The 19931-nt window shown below is 48.0% G+C and carries 17 protein-coding genes; 11 read left to right on the forward strand and 6 right to left on the reverse strand.

The features are described 5' to 3' along the window. Window positions 1-77: 77 nt before the first annotated feature. On the reverse strand, window positions 78-1037 hold the full coding sequence (locus CRG97_RS31440; protein ID WP_098749625.1) for a metallophosphoesterase family protein: 960 nt from the start codon (window positions 1035-1037) through the stop codon (window positions 78-80). A 191-nt stretch (window positions 1038-1228) separates the two neighbouring features. On the opposite strand from CRG97_RS31440, the gene CRG97_RS31445 reads away from it, so the two are divergent. The 3 genes from CRG97_RS31445 (at window position 1229) to CRG97_RS31455 (ending at window position 3763) form a co-directional block, all read left to right on the forward strand. Continuing rightward, entirely contained in the window at window positions 1229-2002 is a 774-nt protein-coding gene (locus tag CRG97_RS31445) for a DeoR/GlpR family DNA-binding transcription regulator (RefSeq protein WP_098749403.1), read from the forward strand. Then, the gene (locus tag CRG97_RS31450; protein ID WP_098749404.1) at window positions 2002-2853 is read left to right on the forward strand and encodes a DMT family transporter; all 852 of its coding nucleotides are present in this window, start codon (window positions 2002-2004) and stop codon (window positions 2851-2853) included. The genes CRG97_RS31445 and CRG97_RS31450 overlap by 1 nt, the downstream gene beginning before the upstream one ends. A gap of 106 nt (window positions 2854-2959) precedes the next feature. Next, window positions 2960-3763 carry an alkaline phosphatase family protein gene (locus CRG97_RS31455; protein ID WP_098749405.1) on the forward strand — a complete coding sequence of 268 codons (804 nt, stop codon included), beginning with the start codon at window positions 2960-2962 and terminating at the stop codon, window positions 3761-3763. Window positions 3764-3845: 82 nt separating this feature from the next. Here CRG97_RS31455 and CRG97_RS31460 read toward each other — a convergent pair whose 3' ends face one another. From CRG97_RS31460 to CRG97_RS31475, 4 genes are all read right to left on the reverse strand, one after another. Beyond that, complete coding sequence (locus CRG97_RS31460; RefSeq protein WP_098749406.1) at window positions 3846-4376, reverse strand: cysteine hydrolase family protein; 531 nt, start codon at window positions 4374-4376, stop codon at window positions 3846-3848. 301 nt (window positions 4377-4677) lie between these two features. After that, window positions 4678-5631, reverse strand: coding sequence for an L-lactate dehydrogenase (locus CRG97_RS31465; RefSeq protein WP_098749407.1), 954 nt, complete (start codon window positions 5629-5631; stop codon window positions 4678-4680). An 8-nt stretch (window positions 5632-5639) separates the two neighbouring features. Next, entirely contained in the window at window positions 5640-7184 is a 1545-nt protein-coding gene (locus CRG97_RS31470; protein ID WP_481856229.1) for an L-lactate permease, read from the reverse strand. 323 nt (window positions 7185-7507) lie between these two features. Then, window positions 7508-7987, reverse strand: a complete 480-nt coding sequence (locus CRG97_RS31475; RefSeq protein WP_098749409.1) for a MarR family winged helix-turn-helix transcriptional regulator — start codon at window positions 7985-7987, stop codon at window positions 7508-7510. Window positions 7988-8341: 354 nt separating this feature from the next. Here CRG97_RS31475 and CRG97_RS31480 point away from each other — a divergent pair, with 354 nt between their 5' ends. The 5 genes from CRG97_RS31480 to CRG97_RS31500 all read left to right on the forward strand — a co-directional run bounded on the left by CRG97_RS31480 (window position 8342) and on the right by CRG97_RS31500 (window position 15899). Further along, window positions 8342-9436, forward strand: coding sequence for a GntR family transcriptional regulator (locus CRG97_RS31480; RefSeq protein WP_098749410.1), 1095 nt, complete (start codon window positions 8342-8344; stop codon window positions 9434-9436). Between the two features lie 34 nt (window positions 9437-9470). Next, window positions 9471-11663 carry a GH92 family glycosyl hydrolase gene (locus tag CRG97_RS31485; protein WP_098749411.1) on the forward strand — a complete coding sequence of 731 codons (2193 nt, stop codon included), beginning with the start codon at window positions 9471-9473 and terminating at the stop codon, window positions 11661-11663. Window positions 11664-11890: 227 nt separating this feature from the next. Then, window positions 11891-13558 (forward strand): spore germination protein, encoded by a 1668-nt coding sequence (locus CRG97_RS31490; protein ID WP_098749626.1) that lies wholly within the window; start codon window positions 11891-11893, stop codon window positions 13556-13558. 29 nt (window positions 13559-13587) lie between these two features. Beyond that, window positions 13588-14697 (forward strand): GerAB/ArcD/ProY family transporter, encoded by a 1110-nt coding sequence (locus tag CRG97_RS31495; RefSeq protein WP_098749412.1) that lies wholly within the window; start codon window positions 13588-13590, stop codon window positions 14695-14697. Further along, complete coding sequence (locus tag CRG97_RS31500) at window positions 14694-15899, forward strand: Ger(x)C family spore germination protein (RefSeq protein WP_098749413.1); 1206 nt, start codon at window positions 14694-14696, stop codon at window positions 15897-15899. The genes CRG97_RS31495 and CRG97_RS31500 overlap by 4 nt, the downstream gene beginning before the upstream one ends. A gap of 44 nt (window positions 15900-15943) precedes the next feature. Here CRG97_RS31500 and CRG97_RS31505 read toward each other — a convergent pair whose 3' ends face one another. After that, window positions 15944-17359: a hypothetical protein gene (locus tag CRG97_RS31505; protein WP_098749414.1), complete on the reverse strand. Its 1416-nt coding sequence runs from the start codon at window positions 17357-17359 to the stop codon at window positions 15944-15946. Between the two features lie 189 nt (window positions 17360-17548). On the opposite strand from CRG97_RS31505, the gene CRG97_RS31510 reads away from it, so the two are divergent. Genes CRG97_RS31510 through CRG97_RS31520 form a run of 3 tightly spaced genes read left to right on the forward strand, consistent with a single transcriptional unit; the run spans window position 17549 to window position 19841 of the window. Then, window positions 17549-18091, forward strand: a complete 543-nt coding sequence (locus CRG97_RS31510) for a hypothetical protein (RefSeq protein ID WP_098749415.1) — start codon at window positions 17549-17551, stop codon at window positions 18089-18091. A 41-nt stretch (window positions 18092-18132) separates the two neighbouring features. Continuing rightward, a complete protein-coding gene (locus CRG97_RS31515; RefSeq protein WP_098749416.1) occupies window positions 18133-18834 on the forward strand; it encodes a response regulator transcription factor in 702 nt (233 codons plus the stop codon). Beyond that, window positions 18831-19841, forward strand: coding sequence for a sensor histidine kinase (locus CRG97_RS31520; RefSeq protein WP_098749417.1), 1011 nt, complete (start codon window positions 18831-18833; stop codon window positions 19839-19841). Before CRG97_RS31515 ends, CRG97_RS31520 begins: the two co-directional genes overlap by 4 nt. Window positions 19842-19931 lie beyond the last annotated feature (90 nt).

The following is a 19931-nucleotide window of genomic DNA, read 5'->3' on the forward strand; positions in this document are numbered from 1 at the left end:
CGCTCATCCTTGAAGTGGCCTCGATAGAGGTTTTCTTATCAAAAGCGGACTTTTTGAACAACCTCTATTGTCGTATATCAGAGGGGCGCCCCGGGTTCATGCTTCTCCTGCTCCCGTATTTGCGAGCCGTCGCTCAGCGTAATCCAAGTGTCGAACTGCCGCTGTCCTTCATGCAGGCGAATAACCCTCGCACCACGGAGCATGCCTTCCCGGCCATATGTACCATAACCGGTAGCTCTGCCGTAACAGAGACGGATGCCGTGCAATTCACCCCAGTAATCATTGATATGATCATGTCCGGCAAACGTGCCCATCACATCGCCCCGCTCCAGCATGGCCGCGAACAGACCGGTATTCACTTCGGGACAGCACACTCTCTCGAACTTGCTCCCGTAGCACGTTTTCCGCTCCCAGACTTCATGATACTCCGGCAGAGGGATATGGAAAAAAGCCAATGCGGGCAGCGGATCTCCTTGATGCTTGGCGCTGTAAGCCAAGGACGCCATCTCATACCAGCGGATCTGATCGCGCCGAATCCAATCGTACCCCGGAACAGCAGGATGCTCGGACTCTCTCCCTGAATCGAAGAAATACAGAACGGCCGCCGTGTCTTTCCCATGACTGTCGTATAAAGGAATCGTATAATTACCGACGCCGTGAAGTTCCGGCGAGCCGTGCTCTGCACAATTATAGGTGTGCTGCAGGGCAGCATTCATAAGTTCTTCACGCGTGACATCCCCCTCCGTATCATGATTCCCGAATACGAAAGCCCAGCGTATTCCGCGTGACTCCACCGTCTTGACGACTTCCTTAAAGGCTTGCACAGGATCCTGGCACCTTTTCCAGCCGGGATCGGCTTCCCCGGAATAAATGAGATCGCCCGTAAATACCACCAGATCCGGCTGCTCCAGGTCCAGTACCGTTTCCATGCAGCGCCGGCTCATCTGATCCTCCGGCTCCCCATTCTTCCAATGAATATCTGTGAACTGCACGATCTTGAAGGTATGATCGTCTCCGAATTGAAGTGTTGGCTTCAACATTACCGTCTCCTTTACATGGAAATGTGGTTTTTTAATGAATTGTTGTGGTTTTATGTGTATATTAGAGGATGAATCGACGAAAAGTCAATGATTTTTCGTTGACAAACTCGTTTTACCAGCCTAATATAAGATCAAATCCACATCTTCGGTCAACATCAGTCATATACAATATTGAGGTGAATGAATTTATGTCTGTAACCTATGAGGAACGCAGGGGGAAGATTTTAAATCAATTGGAGCTTGAAGGCAAGGTGAAAGTCCACGCCCTTGCGGAGCAGCTCGAGGTATCCGCGGAAACGATCCGGAGGGATTTGGACCGGTTAGAGAAAGAAGGCCAGCTGCGCAAAGTTTACGGCGGCGCCGTCAAATCCCGTTCCGGGCATATTGAGCCTTCCTTCACGAGTCGTTCCCAGACATGCGCAGAGGAAAAAGCCGCGATTGGTAGACTCGCAGCTTCCCTAGTTAAGGAAGGGGAGACCGTTCTGCTCGATAACGGAACAACCACGATTGAAGTCATGCGTTATCTTAAGGACCGGTCTGATGTCACGGTCATCACCCACTCGCTGCCGGTCCTGAATCTGGCGATGGAGATTTTCCAGGGAAAGATTATTTATATCGGCGGGGATATGGACCGGGCCAAACAGGCGGCAACAGGTCCTCTGACCGAAATGCTGCTGGAACAGTTCAAGGTCAATAAAGCGTTTATCTCGGCCGGCGGCATCTCATTAACCGACGGCATTACCGATTATGATCTGGATGAAGCCTACATATCAAGAAAAATGCTGGAGCGTTCCGAGGAAGGCATCGTCCTTGCCGATCATACGAAGCTCGGGGTCACCACGTTCTCGAAGCTCGCCAAACTGGAGGACATCTCCATGGTTATCACGGATCCAGGCTGTTCACAGGAATGGGTGGATAATCTGTCCGCTCGCAGCATTGAAGTCCTTATCGGACATTTCTGATGGAGCTGCTATCACTGCTGCTGGTGCTGTCTTCCGGTTTAACACATGCCCTTTGGAATCTGTTCACGAAGCGAAGCATTCATAAATCGGTGTTTCTGTGGTGCATCCATTCTGTCACCTTAATCCTCCTGATGCCTTCTTTTCTCATGGAGATGTCAGGGCTGAAGCTGGAACCGCACATTTACGGACTTATGCTTCTGTCCATGACCATCCAAGGCTTCTATATCACGCTGCTCTCCAAAGCCTATACTCATGGCGATATGTCCCAGGTATACCCGTTTATGCGAGGGCTTGGCGCTATGCTGACTTCGCTGTGCAGCCTCGTGTTGTTTCATGAGCATCTAAGTGCAGCGGGTTATATGGGCCTGAGTATCATTATCTTTTCGTTGTTTGCTTTATCGGGTTTGAGATTTAAAGGCCCTTCCAGCCTGAACCCCAAAGCCTTAAGCTACGCTTGCCTGGTCGGGCTTTGCATTTCCGGATATACCCTGACCGACAAGGCCATTCTGGATGCAGGGGTCTCCCCTATCGCGCTAATCCAGTTATCCAATATCAGTTATTTCATCGCTCTGATCGTTCCCGTGATGCTGTCCAGAGGGCTAAAACAGGAATGGTCGGTGAACTGGCGCACGATCCTGCTGGGCTCCATCCTGGCACCGGGATCTTACCTGCTGTTCCTGTTCGCCATGCGGCTCACCCCGCTTGCGCACATCGCGCCAGTCCGTGAAATGAGCACGGTATTTGGGACCATACTCGGCATCATCGTTCTGCGTGAGCAGCAAGGCTGGCGGCGAATCATTACGTCCGTGCTTATCACGCTAGGTATCGTGACCATTGCCTTATGGGGGTAGCAATCGTCGTCATCGCATGTCAGCAATCCTGTACACATTTTGCATAATGTCTTATTCAATTTCAATGCTTAAAGATTAAATGGTTCTTACCGAGGAGGAGTTATCGATGGCTAAACGTGTCGTTATTCTTGGAATTGATGGAGCAGGCAGGTTCGTTCAAGAAGCGGACGCACCGCATCTTCACGCCCTGCTGCGAGCAGGAGCATACTCGTACGATGCGCAGACCGTATTTCCCAGCATCAGTGCTGAATGTTGGGGCTCGCTGTTATATGGCGTAGGACCGGACCAGCACGGTCTTGATAATGACCGGGCAATTCACCAGCAAATTCCGGGGAGTTTCCCCTATGCTTCACTATTCAAGCTGGCCCGCCAGCAATGGCCGGATGCTCCTCTGTCTGCATTCAGCTGTTGGGAACCGATCAACACAGGAATCATTGAGAATACGATCAACGTTCATATGGAATCCAAACCGGACCCCGAGCTGACGGAAGCCATCGTCGATTATATTCATCAGCAGCCCGATTTCAAACTGATGTTCATTCAGTTGGATCACCCCGACGGTGCGGGCCACAAGTACGGATTCGGTACCGATAAGCAGCTGGAGCAGATTGCCGTTACGGATAAGTACGTAGACATGATTGTCAAGGCACTGGATGATCAGCAGCTGCTGGAAGACACCTGGATCATCACGGTCACGGATCACGGCGGCGGAGGCGCTCATCCTAATGACCATGGCAGTGATCACCCGATGGATATGACCATCACCTGGGGGATCACGGGTCCGGGCGTAAAACCCGGCCTTCTCGATGCACCGATCAGCATCATGGACACGGCCGCTGTCATCGGTCATGTGCTGGGGCTGCACGCACCGGATTGCTGGGAAGGAAAGGTACCTGAAGGAATATTCTAATCCGGAAATTCGAGTTAGGGGGAAGCCGTTCCAATTGATGAATCACTTTCTCTTACCTATTCAATATGAAAAAAGCCGGCGATTACACGCCGGCTTCTGTCGTTAAGACGATCTCTTCTGTTGTTTTTAGGTCCGCAAACCATTTCAGGGTAGCGTTCACATGATCTATGATCTGCTGCGCGGTTAACACCGAATTGTTCCAGGTGCTGTGAGCATCTGATACCAGCGTGACATCATAGCCCAAACTGGATGCTCTCCTGCATGTGGTATCTACACATAACTCACTCTGCATACCCGCAAGAATGACATGTTGGACACCCTTTCGTTTCAGTTCTTCCTCAAGCGTCGTGTTATAGAATGAATCCGGTCTAGTCTTCTGAATGATTGTATCCGACATCGCAGGCGCAATCTCGGGGTTAATCTTCCACGGCTCCGACCCTGCCTTCAAACTTTCGTCATTATGTTGTATGTAAAAGACAGGAATGCCGCCGCCTCTAGCTATTGCGATCAGCTGCTTGAGATTGTGGAGCAATCGATCCCCTTCAAATACCGGATCATTCACTTGAAACATCTCATTCTGCACATCAATGACCAATAGCGCACTCTTCTTCAACTACAACACCCTCCTGTATAATCATTTACTCATCGGCTTTATTATAGAACGAACGTTCCTGCTATGTATATGAGCATTTTGCAGTAACCTGAGCCCTTGTTACACAAGGAGTTCCAAGCATAAAAAAGGGACTTCACCCTAACTTAGAATAGAGGAAGTCACCTTGTATATTCTCCAAGAAAGTCTATTTTCAAAAATAGCAAGGCTAAAATGCTGCAGGTCCGCCCATTTTTAGAATCGAACCTCGCATTAAGCTTTGATTGCTAGCAGATTCTGCTATCTTTAAATCGATGCAAAATGCTCATTTATTAAGTCCATGGATCATTTCTCTCATAACAGCTGCTGATTTTTCAAGCATCTGTCTTTCGGTTTCATTCAAATCAATTTCAATAACTTCCTTAATTCCAGTACGATTTACTACAGCAGGTGTACTTAAATACAAATCGCTTTGCCCATATTGTCCTTCCATCAAACATGACACCGGGAGAATACTATTTTCATCTGCGAATATTGCTTTAGTGATCCGTACCAAACACATACCAATGCCATAATAGGTAGCACCTTTTCGATCAATAATGTGGTATGCGGCATCTCGTGTATTTTCGAAAATACTCAGTAATGCAGCTTTATCTCCTGAGTTGTTACGTCTAGCCAATACTTTCTCTAAACCTTCAATCCCAATAGCTGCTTGAGACCAAACCGGTACTTCGCTATCTCCATGCTCTCCAATAATTGCAGCATGAACATTACGCGGATCGACTCCAAGATATTCACCCAACATGAAACGAAAGCGAGCACTATCTAAAGTCGTTCCTGATCCGATTACACGCTCTTTTGATAAACCACTTTCTTTCCAAGCAACATAAGTCATAATATCAACAGGGTTACTTGCAACTAAGATGATACCATTAAATCCGCTCGCCATAATATCTCTGGTAATACTTCGAATAATCTCCGCATTCTTACCAACCAACTCAAGACGTGTTTCATTTTTGTCCTTTTGGGGGGCACCTGCGGTAATAACCACGAGATCGGCTTTCTCGCAGGCAGCATACGTACCAGAAGTCACACGAGTAGTGGTTGAAGCAAATGCCATACCGTGTTGTAAATCCATTGCTTCACCTTCTGCTCGCTTTTCATTAATGTCAATTAGTGTTAACTCTTCAACAACACCTTGATTGATCAAGGCGTAGGCATAACTACAACCTACCGCTCCTGTTCCCACTAATACCACTCGGCTAATTTTGTTCTTCATAAATCCTCCTAGTATAGTAATAGGTTTATTATCCCAATGGAAACAAGGAATATTAGACTTATTTTGATTGTAAATTTAAACAATTGATTTTCCTGTCCACTTAAACCCACTGATGCTGCCGCTACGGCTATCGATTGTGGGCTGATCATTTTAGCCATGTCGCCACCAATAACGTTGGCTGCAACCATTGACCCGGGATCAATTCCGATTTGGCTAGACGTTACTGCTTGAAGTGGTGCAAATAATGACCCACTGTTGACCACTGATCCAGTTAGGAATACACCTATCCAACCCAACACTGGAGAGAATAATGGAAATAACCCTCCAGTCGAAGCGAATGCTAATCCTAACGTAGACGACATTCCGGAATAATTACAAATATAAGCAAAGGCTAAAACACTGCATATCGTTATGATTGGGAATAGCAGTTCTTTAAAAGTATCTTTTATTGAACTTTTTACTGTTGACCATTTAATACGGTAAATTAAAATAGTCAACAATCCTGCTAGTACGATCGCGGTAACGGTTGAAGATAACAGATCCACGTTGAAAATCGCCGCATATGGACTAGGTTCGGTTGTTATTGGTGGATGCTTGATAATTTCGTTATGAACACCTTGGATTGGTATCTTTAAAATGAGATCGTCAAATGTAACTTGTGAAAACAAAATTACAAATACGGTGAGCATGATGAATGGTAGCCATGCGACGGTAACTTGTCTAAAATCACTTTTGTATTTGGTTTTTTCACGCCACAAAGTAAATATCGTGAGAGCAATCAAACTCAAACTTGCAGCCAAAATATCAACGAGAACTGCACCAATCGTATTGAGTACTACAAATTGTACTAAGGCGAATGATCCTCCACAAACAACGATCGATAACCAAGTCTCACGAATGCCTTTTATTCCATCAACCAGAAATACAACTAAGAATGCAACAATGAAGCTGACAATCGGAATGATATAAGATGTATAGCTTGCTACATCTAATGGAGATAAATCAGTCAATTGGGCAGGTGTAGTTACCGGTATCCCCATTGCACCGTATGATCCTCCCGCAATATTAGCAACTAAGCATATACCGGCGGCATTGATTGGTTTGAAACCTAATCCAACGAGGATTATCGCTGTTATTGCGACTGGGGCTCCAAACCCGGCAGCACCTTCTAAAAATGCCCCAAAGCAATAGGCAATCAGTAATACTTGGATGCGTTTGTCCGGAGTTATTGAGATTATACTTTCTTTGATGATTTCAAATTTCCCGGTTTTAACCGTTAACTTATAAAGAAATATTGCAGCTAATACAATTGCTGCCACTGGCCAAACTCCTGCTAAAGCCCCGTAAATTCCAGTTCCCAATACTTTAGAAAAAGGCATTCCGTAAGCAAACATTGCAATCAACGCCGCAATAATAACACTCAAAACTCCTGCTATGTAGCCTTTAACTTTGAATACTGACAAAACGATAACAAAAAATAATATTGGTATTGTAGCAACAATTGCCGATAACCAGATATTATTTAATGGGTCATAATGTTGGTTCCATCCCACTAAACACACCTCACCATATAAATGCCGTCCCAGATTGAGTACGGCATTAGTATGATGGGGTCATTTAGTTTTTATTCATCGGATGTCCTCCTGTTCCAAACGTAAAAATAGCAAACGCTAAAATTCTGCAGGTCTGCCCATTCTTAGAATCGAGCCGCGCATTAAGCTTTGATTGCTAGCAGATGCTGCTATCTTTAAGTCGAAAACGAAATTATGCAAAATGCTCATATAAAAAAAAGGAATCCTCTAAAGGGACTCCTCCTCGTTTTCAGTTATCCATCCTATTTCCGGCAAGAAAGCAAGGCAGCCATCGTGATCTTCAGCTACTGCTCCTCGACAATACCCCCCGGGTTTGCCGACTTTTTCTTTACATTATACTGATGAAGCTTCCTCATGGTCTTGTAAAGCTGTTGCAACTCCTGTTCATCCAGAATATCGAACATAGAGGTTTGGAAATCCGACAGCAGCGGGATAATCTCTTCCAGCAAGGCCTGTCCCTTATCCGTTAGCGAGATATACTTTACCTTCCAATCCTGCTTGCGGACAATCAGGCCCAGCTTCTCCAGTCGTTTCACCATATGGGAAACACCGCCGCCGCTAATGGAAAGATATTCGGCCAGCTCCTGCTGTGATAAAGGTTGGTGTGCAAAGACCTGGATCAAGACGTCGAATTGGGCAACCGTGATGCAGAACGGCTGTAAGAACTCATTCGTGAGGTGATTGCCGATCTGTTGAAAACGGGTGATCCGAATCCAGGACAGCATGGCTAATCGGTTCTCCTGATGAAATCCCAATTGTTTCATTGACTTCCTACACCTCCCCTACCTTAATCACAGTCAATTTATCACTCAAGTGATAAACTGTCAAATCAATGCCCACCACCCTTTGAATATTTGATATATCAACTAATAGTAGTATTCGTTTATTATATATACCAATTAATTCACTCCAATTTATTGGTGCTGAGAGCGCCTAATCTTGAAATATAACTGCGGAAACGATACTATGAACATAAATCTTTGAACTACATGCACAATGAACAGTGTATTTCTTTTGTATATTCAAACATAACAACTGTAACTTTTTATCAAAAGTATCATTAGACTTTGACATAAACGCCACAAAATGATATATCAAATTCAGGGAGGAGATCCGCTTTGGAACAAATTCCACTATATCAACATATCGTAAATGCTCTAACAGCCCAGATTGAATCCGGGGAGCTCCAGGCTGGAGATCAGCTTCCGACCGAAGCTGAGATTTCGAAAGAATACAACGTCAGCCGGATCACCTCGAAGAGGGCGCTGACCGAGCTGGAGAATGCCAAGCTGATCTACCGGATCCAAGGTAAGGGAAGTTTCGTGAGCACAGACAGGGCCCCGCACAGGCCCCTGGGCAAGACGAACAAGGAGATCCTGCTGATTCTACCGTTCACTCATAACCCGGGGCTTGGAGATTATGAAAAAGGCATCAACGAATTTCTCGCAACGACCGACTATACCCTGAACATTCAGTCCAATACGATTGTCGGACAGCGGAAGCTGCTGGAGGTCGCGCTTCAAAGCGCCAATTCGGGATTGATTCTCTACCCGATAAGCAGCATCTCGGATCTTGGCATTCTGTATCAGTATCACCTGGCAAAGTACCCGCTTGTGACGATGGATAAATGCATTGAAGGCATTCCATTCCAGTCCGTTGTCTCCGACAACTTCGGCGGCGGATACCTGGCCTCCAAACATCTGATCGAGAATAATCATAAGAAAATCGCCTTTATCTCCTCCTTGAAGGTAGAGAACTCTTCCTCGATCCGAGAGCGGTATTTCGGTTATTTGAAGGCTCTGTATGATTACAGCCTGATCGATTACAGCGTCAGTGACTTGACCGACCGGTACTTAACCCATGACAACGACAACGGCAGAGAATACTATATTCAGTTTATTCAATCCGTTGTGACGCAGGGAATTACGGGGATTGTTGCCGAGAATGACCTGATTGCCATCGAGATCATTCAGATTGCCAAAGAGCTGGGTCTGTCGGTACCGGATGATTTCTCCATCGTGGGCTTTGACAACATTCATCTCGCAAGCTTCGTTGAACCCAAGCTAACCACCATATCCCAGGACTTTGGACAGATGGGATATCAAGCTGCACGAAGCCTTATCACCCTGATCGAGAATTCCCTGGATCAACCTAATGAGAATGTCGTAGTTCCCGTTCGTCTCATTGAACGTCAGACCGTAAAGAAGCTGTAACACGCCTATTTCTAAAATCAAAGGAGACTTTTGCATGTTAAACTATATCGATACAAGGCAAGGCACCAACAATCAGTACACTTATTCCAACGGGAATGCGCTCCCTTATACGGGTGTACCTTTCGGTATGAACCACTTTGTTGTCCAAACCAAAAACGAAGGAAGCTGGTTCTTCAACCCCAATGACCGCGTCTTCCAAGGCATTCGCCTGACACACCAGCCAAGTCCATGGATGGGCGACTTCGCCCACTTCCTGATGACGCCGATTGCGGACGACAAAATCAGAGGGTCTGTCTTCACCTGTCAAAGCTCCTACCGGCCCGAAGAAGCTATATTCAAGCCCCACTATCTCAAAGTGAAGCAGCAGCGTTATAACATTACCACGGAGCTGGTTCCCAGCACCTACGGTGCGGCAATGCGGATGAAATACAATTCCGGGCAGCAGGCAGGCTTCGTGCTGAACGTTAATAACAAAAGCGAATTCCGACTGGATGCAGCCCAGCGCAGACTAACGGGCTATGTCAGCAACTTCGCAGGCTGTCACGATGACGGGTTCCGTATGTACGTAGCCATGAGCTTTAGCAAGGACATAGATCTCGCAACAACAGGTTATTACAACGAGGAAGGCCAGTTCTTCCCTGAGGTTGCTTTTGGCGGTGTCGACCAGCATGTCGTCATTCGTTTCAAAGACTGTGAAAGGGACGTGCTGGAGGTTAAACTGGCAACGTCGTTTATTAGCCTGGAACAAGCAGAGCTTAACCTTGCGCGCGCGCTGAACACATCCCTGGATGAGCAGAAGGAATTGGCTGCACAAGCTTGGAATCATTACCTGAACAAAATCCGGGTCACTCACCCGAACGAAGAATATATGCGGACCTTCTATACTTGCCTTTACCGCATGTTCCTGTTCCCGCAGAAGTTCTATGAGCTTGATGCCAACATGGAGCCGGTACATTACGATACAACGGCCCGATCTGTCAAGAAAGGGATTCTCTATACCAACAACGGCTTCTGGGATACTTACAGAACCGTATATCCGCTCTATTCCATCATCGCTCCGAAAGAATATGAAGAAATGCTGGAAGGTTTCCTGAATTCCTACCGCGAAACCGGCTTCCTGCCGAAATGGCTGTCTCCGGATGAGCGCGGACTGATGCCAGGTACGCTTATTGATGCCGTCATTGCGGATGCCGCGGCTAAAGGATTGGCTCCGCACCTGATGCCGGAGCTGCTGGAAGCCATGCTGACTGCTGCTACCACGCAGAGCGGAAAGGACTGTTATGGACGTCAGGGAACGATGGACTACATACAGTACGGTTACGTGCCAAACACCTATCACGAGAGCGTGAACCACACGCTGGATTACGCATACAGCGACTACTGCATCAGCCGCGTGGCCGATGTCTTGGGCCGATCAGATGTAGCGGATCAATATAGACAGAGCGCGCTCAACTACAAGAATATCTTCGATACGGAAACCGGGTTCATGCGGGCAAAGGATCCGAACGGCCAGTTTCGACCGGATTTTAGCGATACGAGCTGGGGGCTCGATTATGCCGAAGGAAGCGCCTGGCAGACCAGCTTTGCAGTGTTCCAGGATTTCCAGGGTTTGATTGAGGAGTACGGTTCGAAAGAACGCTTTTTCGACAAAATCACCGAATTGTGCAACAAAGCACCGGACTTCGACGTGCGGGGCTACGGCTTTGAAATTCATGAGATGAGTGAGATGGCTGCCATCGACTATGGCCAGCTGGCGATTTCCAACCAGCCAAGCTTCCATATTCCTTATCTGTTCAACTATGTAGGGCAGCCGGCTTCTTCCCAGGTTGTCATTAAGCAGCTGATGTCGAACCTGTTCAACAGCGGCTTTAACGGCTTCCCGGGTGACGAGGACAATGGAAGCATGTCCGGATGGTATGTATTCAGCTCCATGGGCTTCTACCCGGTATGTCCAGGCAGCAATGAATACGTCCTCGGTATCCCGTTATTCGACAGCGTGAGCATTGAGCTGCCAAACGGGAAGCAGATGTTGGTTCATACCAACAACAATAATCCGCAGTCCAATTTCGTTGCGAACGTTCAATTAGAGGGACAGGATTATACCAAGCTGTACATTACGCATGAGGATATACTGGCAGGCAAGTCCCTTGATTTCCGTCTCGGACTGGCTCCAAGCTACCGTTCTTACAGCTCTGATGAGCTGCCGTTCTCGATATCGAAGAAGTAACTGTTACAGCTATGCTCATATAAGTAAGGGGCATCCCCATTTAGGTTAGCAGCCTGGGGATGCCCCTTTTTTGTTATCCCGCTTTTCAGCAATTGGTTATATAAGATCAACAACACAGAGTCTTCTTCCTAATATTGAAATAACAGGAATTTTCAAGATCACCTCGGGTAACAATACACTTGATTCACATTATGATCGATTACTAAGAGATCGCGGGGTGATTGTCGTTGTGGTCAGTGATTGTATCCTATATTCCGAAGTGGACGATTTGGGTTCAAGCTTTACTACTCGTACTGGTACCCATCCTCTTGCTGGCGTTAACCAATTGGTTTCGGAAATCTATTAATTCGAGTTACTCCCTCAAACCGAACAAACCCTCTCCCCCCGAGAGGGAGGATAGCATTTCACCGCAGGCTCTCATGACGGGGTTTTACGATGCGGATTTAACATCCGTCCGTAAAGCAATCGGTAACAATTGGGACGTGGAATTCAGGGAATTTACGATCCGGGGCACGGGAACGAGGGCAGCCATCGTTTTTGTCGACGGATTGATGGATAGCGATCTTATGGACACCCATCTCATAAGGCCCCTCATGTTGGTGGGAATTCCGGAAGCGGAGCAGGAAAACTTTAATCATTCAAGCGATGCTATCAAAGCCTACGTCAGCAGCCAGATGCTCCCTGTAAGCGAGATTAAGCATGTTGGTGGATTATTGGAACTCGTACAAGCTGTTCTTGCGGGCACACCTGGTTTGTTGGTTGAGGGAATGCAAGGCGCCTTTCTGGTTGGTTCAGCCAAGGGAAAGAGTCGAAATATAGAAGAGCCTTTATCCGAGGCTCTCCTTCGAGGTCCTCGAATCGGGTTTACCGAGAGACTGTCAGACAATACGGGGCTGCTAAGACTACATGGAAAAAACGAGAGTCTGCTCCTTACCAGATTTGAGGTAGGGAACCGCGTGAAAAAGGATCTGGTCATCGCCTATATGAAAGATATTGCCGACCCGAAGCTGGTCGATGAGGTCGTTACGCGAATTCAGAAAATCGAAATCGATGACCCTCTTGAATCGGGATACATCGAGCAATTGATTGAGGAAAATGCCATGAGTCCTTTTCAGCAAGTGCAAAACACGGAAAGACCCGACAGGGTGATCGGGGCTTTACTGGAAGGGCGGGTAGCTATCCTGCTTGACGGCACGCCGTATGCTCTAATCGTGCCTGTCACGTTCAGCATGCTGCTGCAGTCGCCGGAGGATTATTACGAGAGATGGATCTCGGGATCGTTTGTCCGCTTATTGCGTTTTCTCTCCGCCCTGCTGGCACTTCTGGCTCCCGCACTGTACATTTCGTTTATTTCGTTTCATCCCGGTCTAATTCCGACCAAGCTAGCGTTAACAATTATTGAATCCAGGCAAGGTGTGCCTTTTCCCTCACTTATTGAAGCGCTCATTATGGAAATAGCCATAGAAATATTACGGGAGGCCGGTATCAGATTGCCCAAACCAATCGGACCTGCGATGGGTATCGTAGGCGGTCTGATTATTGGCGATGCTGCCGTAAATGCCGGAATTGTTAGTCCGTTTCTCGTTATTGTCGTGGCAGTAACCGCGATCTCCTCCTTCACGATCCCGGTCTACAGTGCCGGCATTACGCTGCGTGTTCTCCGGTTTACCGCGATGTTCTTTGCGGCAGTGCTTGGGTTATTTGGAGTCGTTATGTTCTTCCTGCTTCTCTGCAGTCATTTGGTCATACTGAAGAGCTTCGGCGTACCTTATGCAAGTCCAATGGTGCCTTACGGGATAAGTGACTTGAAGGACTTCCTCATCCGCTTCCCCTTGAAGGTGATGAAGAAACGACCTCAAATGTTAAAACCGCAAGACCCCGACCGCAGAAATTAATCAAACTAAGCATGAAATGAGGTAGGACCATGAGCGGCTCCAGTATCCAGACCAAAGACCAGATTACCACCTCCCAAGCTGCCGTCATGATCATTAACTACATGCTGGGCGCCGGTATACTGACGCTCCCCAGAACGACGGTGGAGGCGGCCAAAACCCCGGACGTATGGATCTCCATTCTCCTCTCCGGTTTGATCATCCTGCTGGCAGGATTCATCGTCGTGATATTATGCCGCAGATTTCAGGGAAAAACATGGTTTCAGTTCGTACCCGAAATCACGGGAAAATGGGTGGCCTTCATTTTGAGTTTGCTGTTTATTAGTTATCTCATTACTATAGCTGCTTTTGAGATCCGGGTTATGGCGGAGGTAACGGGGTTATATCTACTGGAGGGTACGCCCGTTTGGGCCATCGTGATGACTTTCATGTGGATCGGTCTATATTTATCCACAGGAGGAATCAACTGCATCGCTAGAATCTACGAAATTATTCTGCCGATTACGCTTGTTTTCTTTATCATAGCGATTCTGTTAAGCAGCAGTATATTTGATATCAACAATTTAAGACCCGTGCTTGGCTCAGGATTCATGCCTGTTCTGCAAGGGATTAAACCATCGCTGCTATCGTTCATCGGTTACGAGATTATGTTTGTTGCCATGGCGTTTATGAAGTCTCCCAAGAAAGGTACCAAAGCCATGCTCGTTGGCATTACGGTTCCTATGGTCATCTATTTAATCACCGTCATTATGGTTATTGGGGGGATCTCCATTCACGGTGTGCAAAAGAGAACCTGGCCGACACTGGACTTAATGCGAAGTTTTGAAATGCAGGGCCTGATATTCGAGCGTTTTGAATCCCTGCTGCTTGTCATCTGGATCATGCAAATATTCTCGACCTTTACCGTCGCGCATTACGCGGCCTCACTAGGCTGGTCCCAGCTGCTGAAAAAGAATATACGCCCCTTCCTCTTCATCATGCTTCCCGTTATCTTCCTCATTGCAATGATTCCGAAAGATGTATCGGAGACGTTCAAGCTGGGAGATACCGTAGGTTACATGTCGATCTACTTATTCGGTGGATTGCCGCTCATACTATTACTGATCAGCATCGTCCGCAAGAAAGGTGTGAAGCCGAAATGAACAGATACATAAGATATGCGTCCGTATTGTCGGCAAGTTTGCTGCTTTTTCTGACAACCGGCTGCTGGAGCAGCAACGAGATTGAGGATGTCAGTGTCATTGTAGGTTTGGGACTGGATACTGCGAATGAGTCCAGGTTCGAACGGGAGATCAATCAACAGGGAGCAGCCTACCCCAAAAAGAAAGTGGTTACGGCAACGGTCCAGATTGTACCCCCGATTACAGGGAAAAATGAGAAACAAAGCGGGAGCAGTTCCTCATCACCAAGCAAGGCTTACCTGAATGAACAATTAACGGGAGATTCCGTCTTCCAAATCTTCCGTCAATTTTCTTTACGCAGAGACCGTCCGATTGTTGCCCACCATCTGAAGGTTATCGTGGTTTCAAGCGATCTAGCCAAAAGGTATAGCTTGGAACAGATATTTGACTTTATTCTCCGCGATAACGATGTCCGCCCCAGCTGTCTGGTGGTGGTTAGCCACCGCAGCGCACTTGAAGCGTTGAGCTCCACCGAGCCTGGGGAAATCCCCGCTCTCTACTTAACGGGACTCGTGGATAACCGCTATCGCTCCAACAAAATCATTCCCCCCATGTCACTCATTAAGCTCGACAGCACCATGCAATCGGGGGAAAGCTTCCTATTGCAGAATGTCGTTACCGCCCGAAGCGAGCATAAATTTTCAGGAGCCGCCATTTTTAAAGGCAGCTCCAAGAAATGGATCGGAGAGTTAAGCCAATATGATTTGGAAGGCTTAATATGGGTCATGGGAGATGTTAAGGGAGGAGCCTTGAAGACATATGCGCCAAAAAACGGGCATACCGTAACCTTCGAGCCAAAGAATTCCAAGAGCACCATCATTCCTAAAGTTCAGGGAGACGAGATTTCTTTTCATATCAAAATCGAATCGGATGGCAGATTAATCGAGGACTGGAGCTTCCCCGAAATCCCCTCATCCGGGGAATATATCCATGAGTTGGAGCAGCAGTTTGAAGAAGAGGCCCGTAAACAGATCAAACAAGTCCTGGACAAAATGCAGCATGTCTATCATGTGGACGTTGGGGGTTTTGGAGAACGGCTGCGCATCAAGCACCCGAAAATTTGGAAAAAAGTGAAGGAGAACTGGGAAGAAACTTTTAGTCATGTTCCCATTACGTATGAGGTAAACATGAATATCACCGACTTCGGTTCCTCAACAGACTAAACGAGCGCTGACGAATACTGTCAGCGCTTTATGTTTGCTATAGCTTACACCAGAAACATCGCCACAACAGTAGTCACGGCCAGCCCCATCAGCACCGGCTTCAAATTCCGTCTTGCAAGCTCGAATGGGCTGACCCCGCAGATGGCTGCGGCCGGGATCAATGCCCAAGGAATGAGCGTGCCGCCTCCTACCCAGATTGCGGCAACCTGCCCAAGCGCCGTCAAGGTAGCCGCTCCCGAGCCGATGGCGGTTGCAAACAGCTGGGCGATTGAGCCGGCAAGCGATATACCCGAGAAGCCCGAACCGTCAAGCCCTGTAATGGCGCCGGTGATCGTCAATGTTACCGAACCCACCGCACCGTTCAGCGGCACCGCATTCGCGAGGGCAACCCCCAGGTCGTTCACGATCCCATGGGATGTTTCCGGAAGCACTTTACCGAACAATTCGGTAAATGCCGCATCCCCCAGATAAAAGAACGCCGCAATAGGAATGACGGGACCGAATACCTTGAATCCAAACATGAATCCCTCGATCAAATACGAGGTGACCTTCTCTAATCCCCGGTTGCGGTGAGCCAGCAAGGCAATGACACTGAGGATAAGGACGGCTGTGCCGCCGACCAAGGCCGTTGCATCTCCGCCCTGCAGCTTTAGGATGAACATGGCGACAACGTCTGCCGCGAACAACAGCAAAATGACGATAGCCAACCATTTTTTCATTACCGGGGATACCGCCGAAACAGCATCATCCTCTTCGGTACGCGTGGTAAGCGCGTCTCCCGTGCTTTTAATGGTTACCAGTCCATCTCTCCAGCTGCCGTTCCGCTGATCTCGGCGCATCATCCAGAATGCCGTTACGGTTGTCACAAGTCCCATGACGATCACGAGCGGCACACTGGCAGCCATAACGCTGGATACAGGCAATCCGGCTGCATCCGCTGTTAATTTAGGCGCACCTTGGATAATATAATCTCCCGATAGCGCAATGCCGTGACCGAACAGATTCATTGCCACCGCAGCACCAAGGGCCGGCAAACCCACACGGATGGCCACAGGCAGCAGGACTGCACCAATTAACGCAACTGCCGGTGACGGCCAGAAGAAAAAGGACGTGACCATCATAATGATTCCGATGCCCCAGTAAGCCATCGCGGGAGTACGTAGAAACCGGGTTAGCGGGGCCACCATCGTCTCGTTGATCCCCGTCTTGATCAGGACTCGGCTCATCGCCACGATGATCGATATAATCATGATGGTGCCCATCAGCTCTTTGGTCGCATAGATGAATGAATGAAACACGCCGGAGACCGAGCCGCTTAGCGTTTCCGTAGCCAGAAGGCCAAGCGCAAATATTCCGGTAATACAAATAAGCGACGTATCGCGCCGCCGAATCAACAGCGTCATGATCAAGACGATAAACGCCAGGTACACCCAGTGAATCGCGGTTAAATGAATCCCCATATGAAGTCACGCCCTTTCCCAGGCAGCAGGTTTTATGTGACTACATCTTATGCATGGGCCTGGGCAAAGGTTAATTCGGGATCGTACCATGACTCACAACTCGCTTGGGCATCTCATATACTTGGTAAGTTATGACCTATTCCATCTAGATTATGGTAAAATAATCAAAACATAAAAGAGGTGTACAGCATGCCAAATCGGGAACAACGCTTCATCGCTATAGCCGCGATCATTCAGGTGATTATCGTTGCTATCTTGGGGTATAACCGTGTTCGGGATTCTATCCGATTTACCAATGAGACATTTGATCCTTCGTTCTTGTCTCAAGGGGCCTACATTCTATTATCTCTCGTTATATTTCTCCTGTTCATTGCCGCTTCGTTAGGGGCATGGGCACAAAAGACATGGGGATGGTCGGCAACAGTCGGACTATATGTCACATTCATATTTTCCATCTTCATGTCAACAGGTGTTGCCATGCGAGTGTCCGACATTGATATCAACGCGCAATTCTTTTGGAAACCTATACTCTTGATTATAATCTCCATTGCTGCGCTATGGTTTTGGTTTCGAGCGGCCATCCGCAGCAGATTCCATCTACAGCTGAAATCAGCGATATTGCTTTCTTTGATTGCCAGCATCGGGTTCATTCTCCTCGCAGTTCTTATAGATTACCTCCAATTCAGAATCATGGACCACTGGATTTCCAACATCATCTCCAATTCGGTATAGTAGGTACATGATGTAGTTTGGAGTTAAAAGGAGCTGGAACCGTGTATACCATCCTGATTGTGGAAGATGATGAACGCATCGCGGATAAATTAAAGTCGGCTATTTCCAAATATGATTTTAACGTACGGATCACCGAAGACTTCAGCCGCGTCATGGACATTTTTACGGATACGAAGCCGGATCTGATTCTGCTAGACGTCAATCTGCCGAAATTCGACGGGTTCTACTGGTGCAGGCAAATCCGTACCCAATCGCACTGCCCGATCATCTTCATCTCGGCGCGCGACAGTGGCATGGATCAGATTATGGCGCTGGAAAACGGGGCGGATGATTATATTACGAAGCCGTTTGACATGGAGCTTGTTCTGGCGAAGATCCGCAGCCACCTGCGCCGTGCAGTTGGTGCCTATGCCTCCGGTCAGGAGGATGAGCATACCGTCGAAAGCGCCGGTCTCATCATCTATCCGGAGCGATTCGTCGTGACTTATGGAGACGAGTCAGCTGAGCTTACTCAGAAGGAAGCAGCCCTGCTGACGATGCTGATGGAAAAAGACGGCCGTGTGGTCAGCCGTGAGCGGCTGCTGGACCTGATGTGGGAAGATCAGCATTTCATTGATGACAATACGTTAAATGTTTATATTACAAGGGTTCGCCGCAAACTACGTGAGCTGGGTGCCGGAGATCTTATCGAAACTGTCCGTGGAGCTGGCTACCGGTTTATTAAAGGCGGGGAGCCCCTATGAAACTTTTCTTACGGGAGCATCTCCCGCTCATTCTGTTTTTTACCGTTCAAATGCTGCTTGTCCCCCTGCTGTACTGGCTTACCGGTGAAGGCAGACCCTTTACTGTCGTGCTATACGGGGTCCTATTGAGCTGTGTCGTGCTGCTCCTCTATCTTGCATACCGGTATCTTTCCCATCGCACGATGTATCAAGAGCTTTCTTCCGAGGGGCTTTCGGAGAAGGAATTCTTAAGCCCTCCCCTGGGTGAAGCGCCACTGCCGGAAGCGATACACGAACGGATTGGCCATTATGAGCGTTTATACCGCGAACAGCTGCATCGGCATCAAAGCCAAACCGACCAGCATCTGGCCTTCGTCAACCGCTGGGTACATCAGATGAAAACCCCGCTGTCGGTGATTCAGCTAACACTCGATGAAGTCGAAGAGGCACCCGCCGAACATATTCGGGAAGAGCTTGAGCGCATTCGCAAAGGCCTCGAAATGGTACTGTATACCGCGCGCCTGGACCGGTTTGAGCAGGATTTCGCGGTAGAAGCCATCCTGCTCCGTGCCGTGGTAAGCGAATCCGTGGTCGAGAACCGCAAGCTGTTCATTCGTAAGGGCATTACGCCGGTGTTCCAAATCGATGATCAGATCTCCGTCTATACGGATGCCAAGTGGTTTCGATTTATGCTGGGTCAGATTCTGACGAACGCTGTGAACTACTCCGGCAGCCCCGGCAAGAAGATTCAATTAACCGCAGAAGAAGCGGGGAAACACATCAAACTTCATATACGCGATGAGGGTATCGGCATTGCGCCCGAGGACATCAATCGGGTGTTCCATCCCTACTTCACCGGAGAGCGCGGTCGGCAATATCATGAATCCACCGGTATGGGCCTGTATCTTGTCCGTGAAATTGCCCATAAGCTGAATCACACCGCCCAACTGGAATCCACGCTGGGTGAAGGAACCACCGTTACCTTGACGCTGCAGAAAGCAGTAAAAGAAGACACATCTCATTCTTAGGTGTGTCTTCTTTGCATTGGACAGAGGCTAATTTCATATCGATCATCTCAGAATACGAACAAAAAATACGAACATAACCTTATGGGAGAT

Source organism: Paenibacillus sp. EZ-K15, from assembly GCF_002573715.1.
Classification (GTDB): Bacteria; Bacillota; Bacilli; order Paenibacillales; family Paenibacillaceae; genus Paenibacillus_AQ.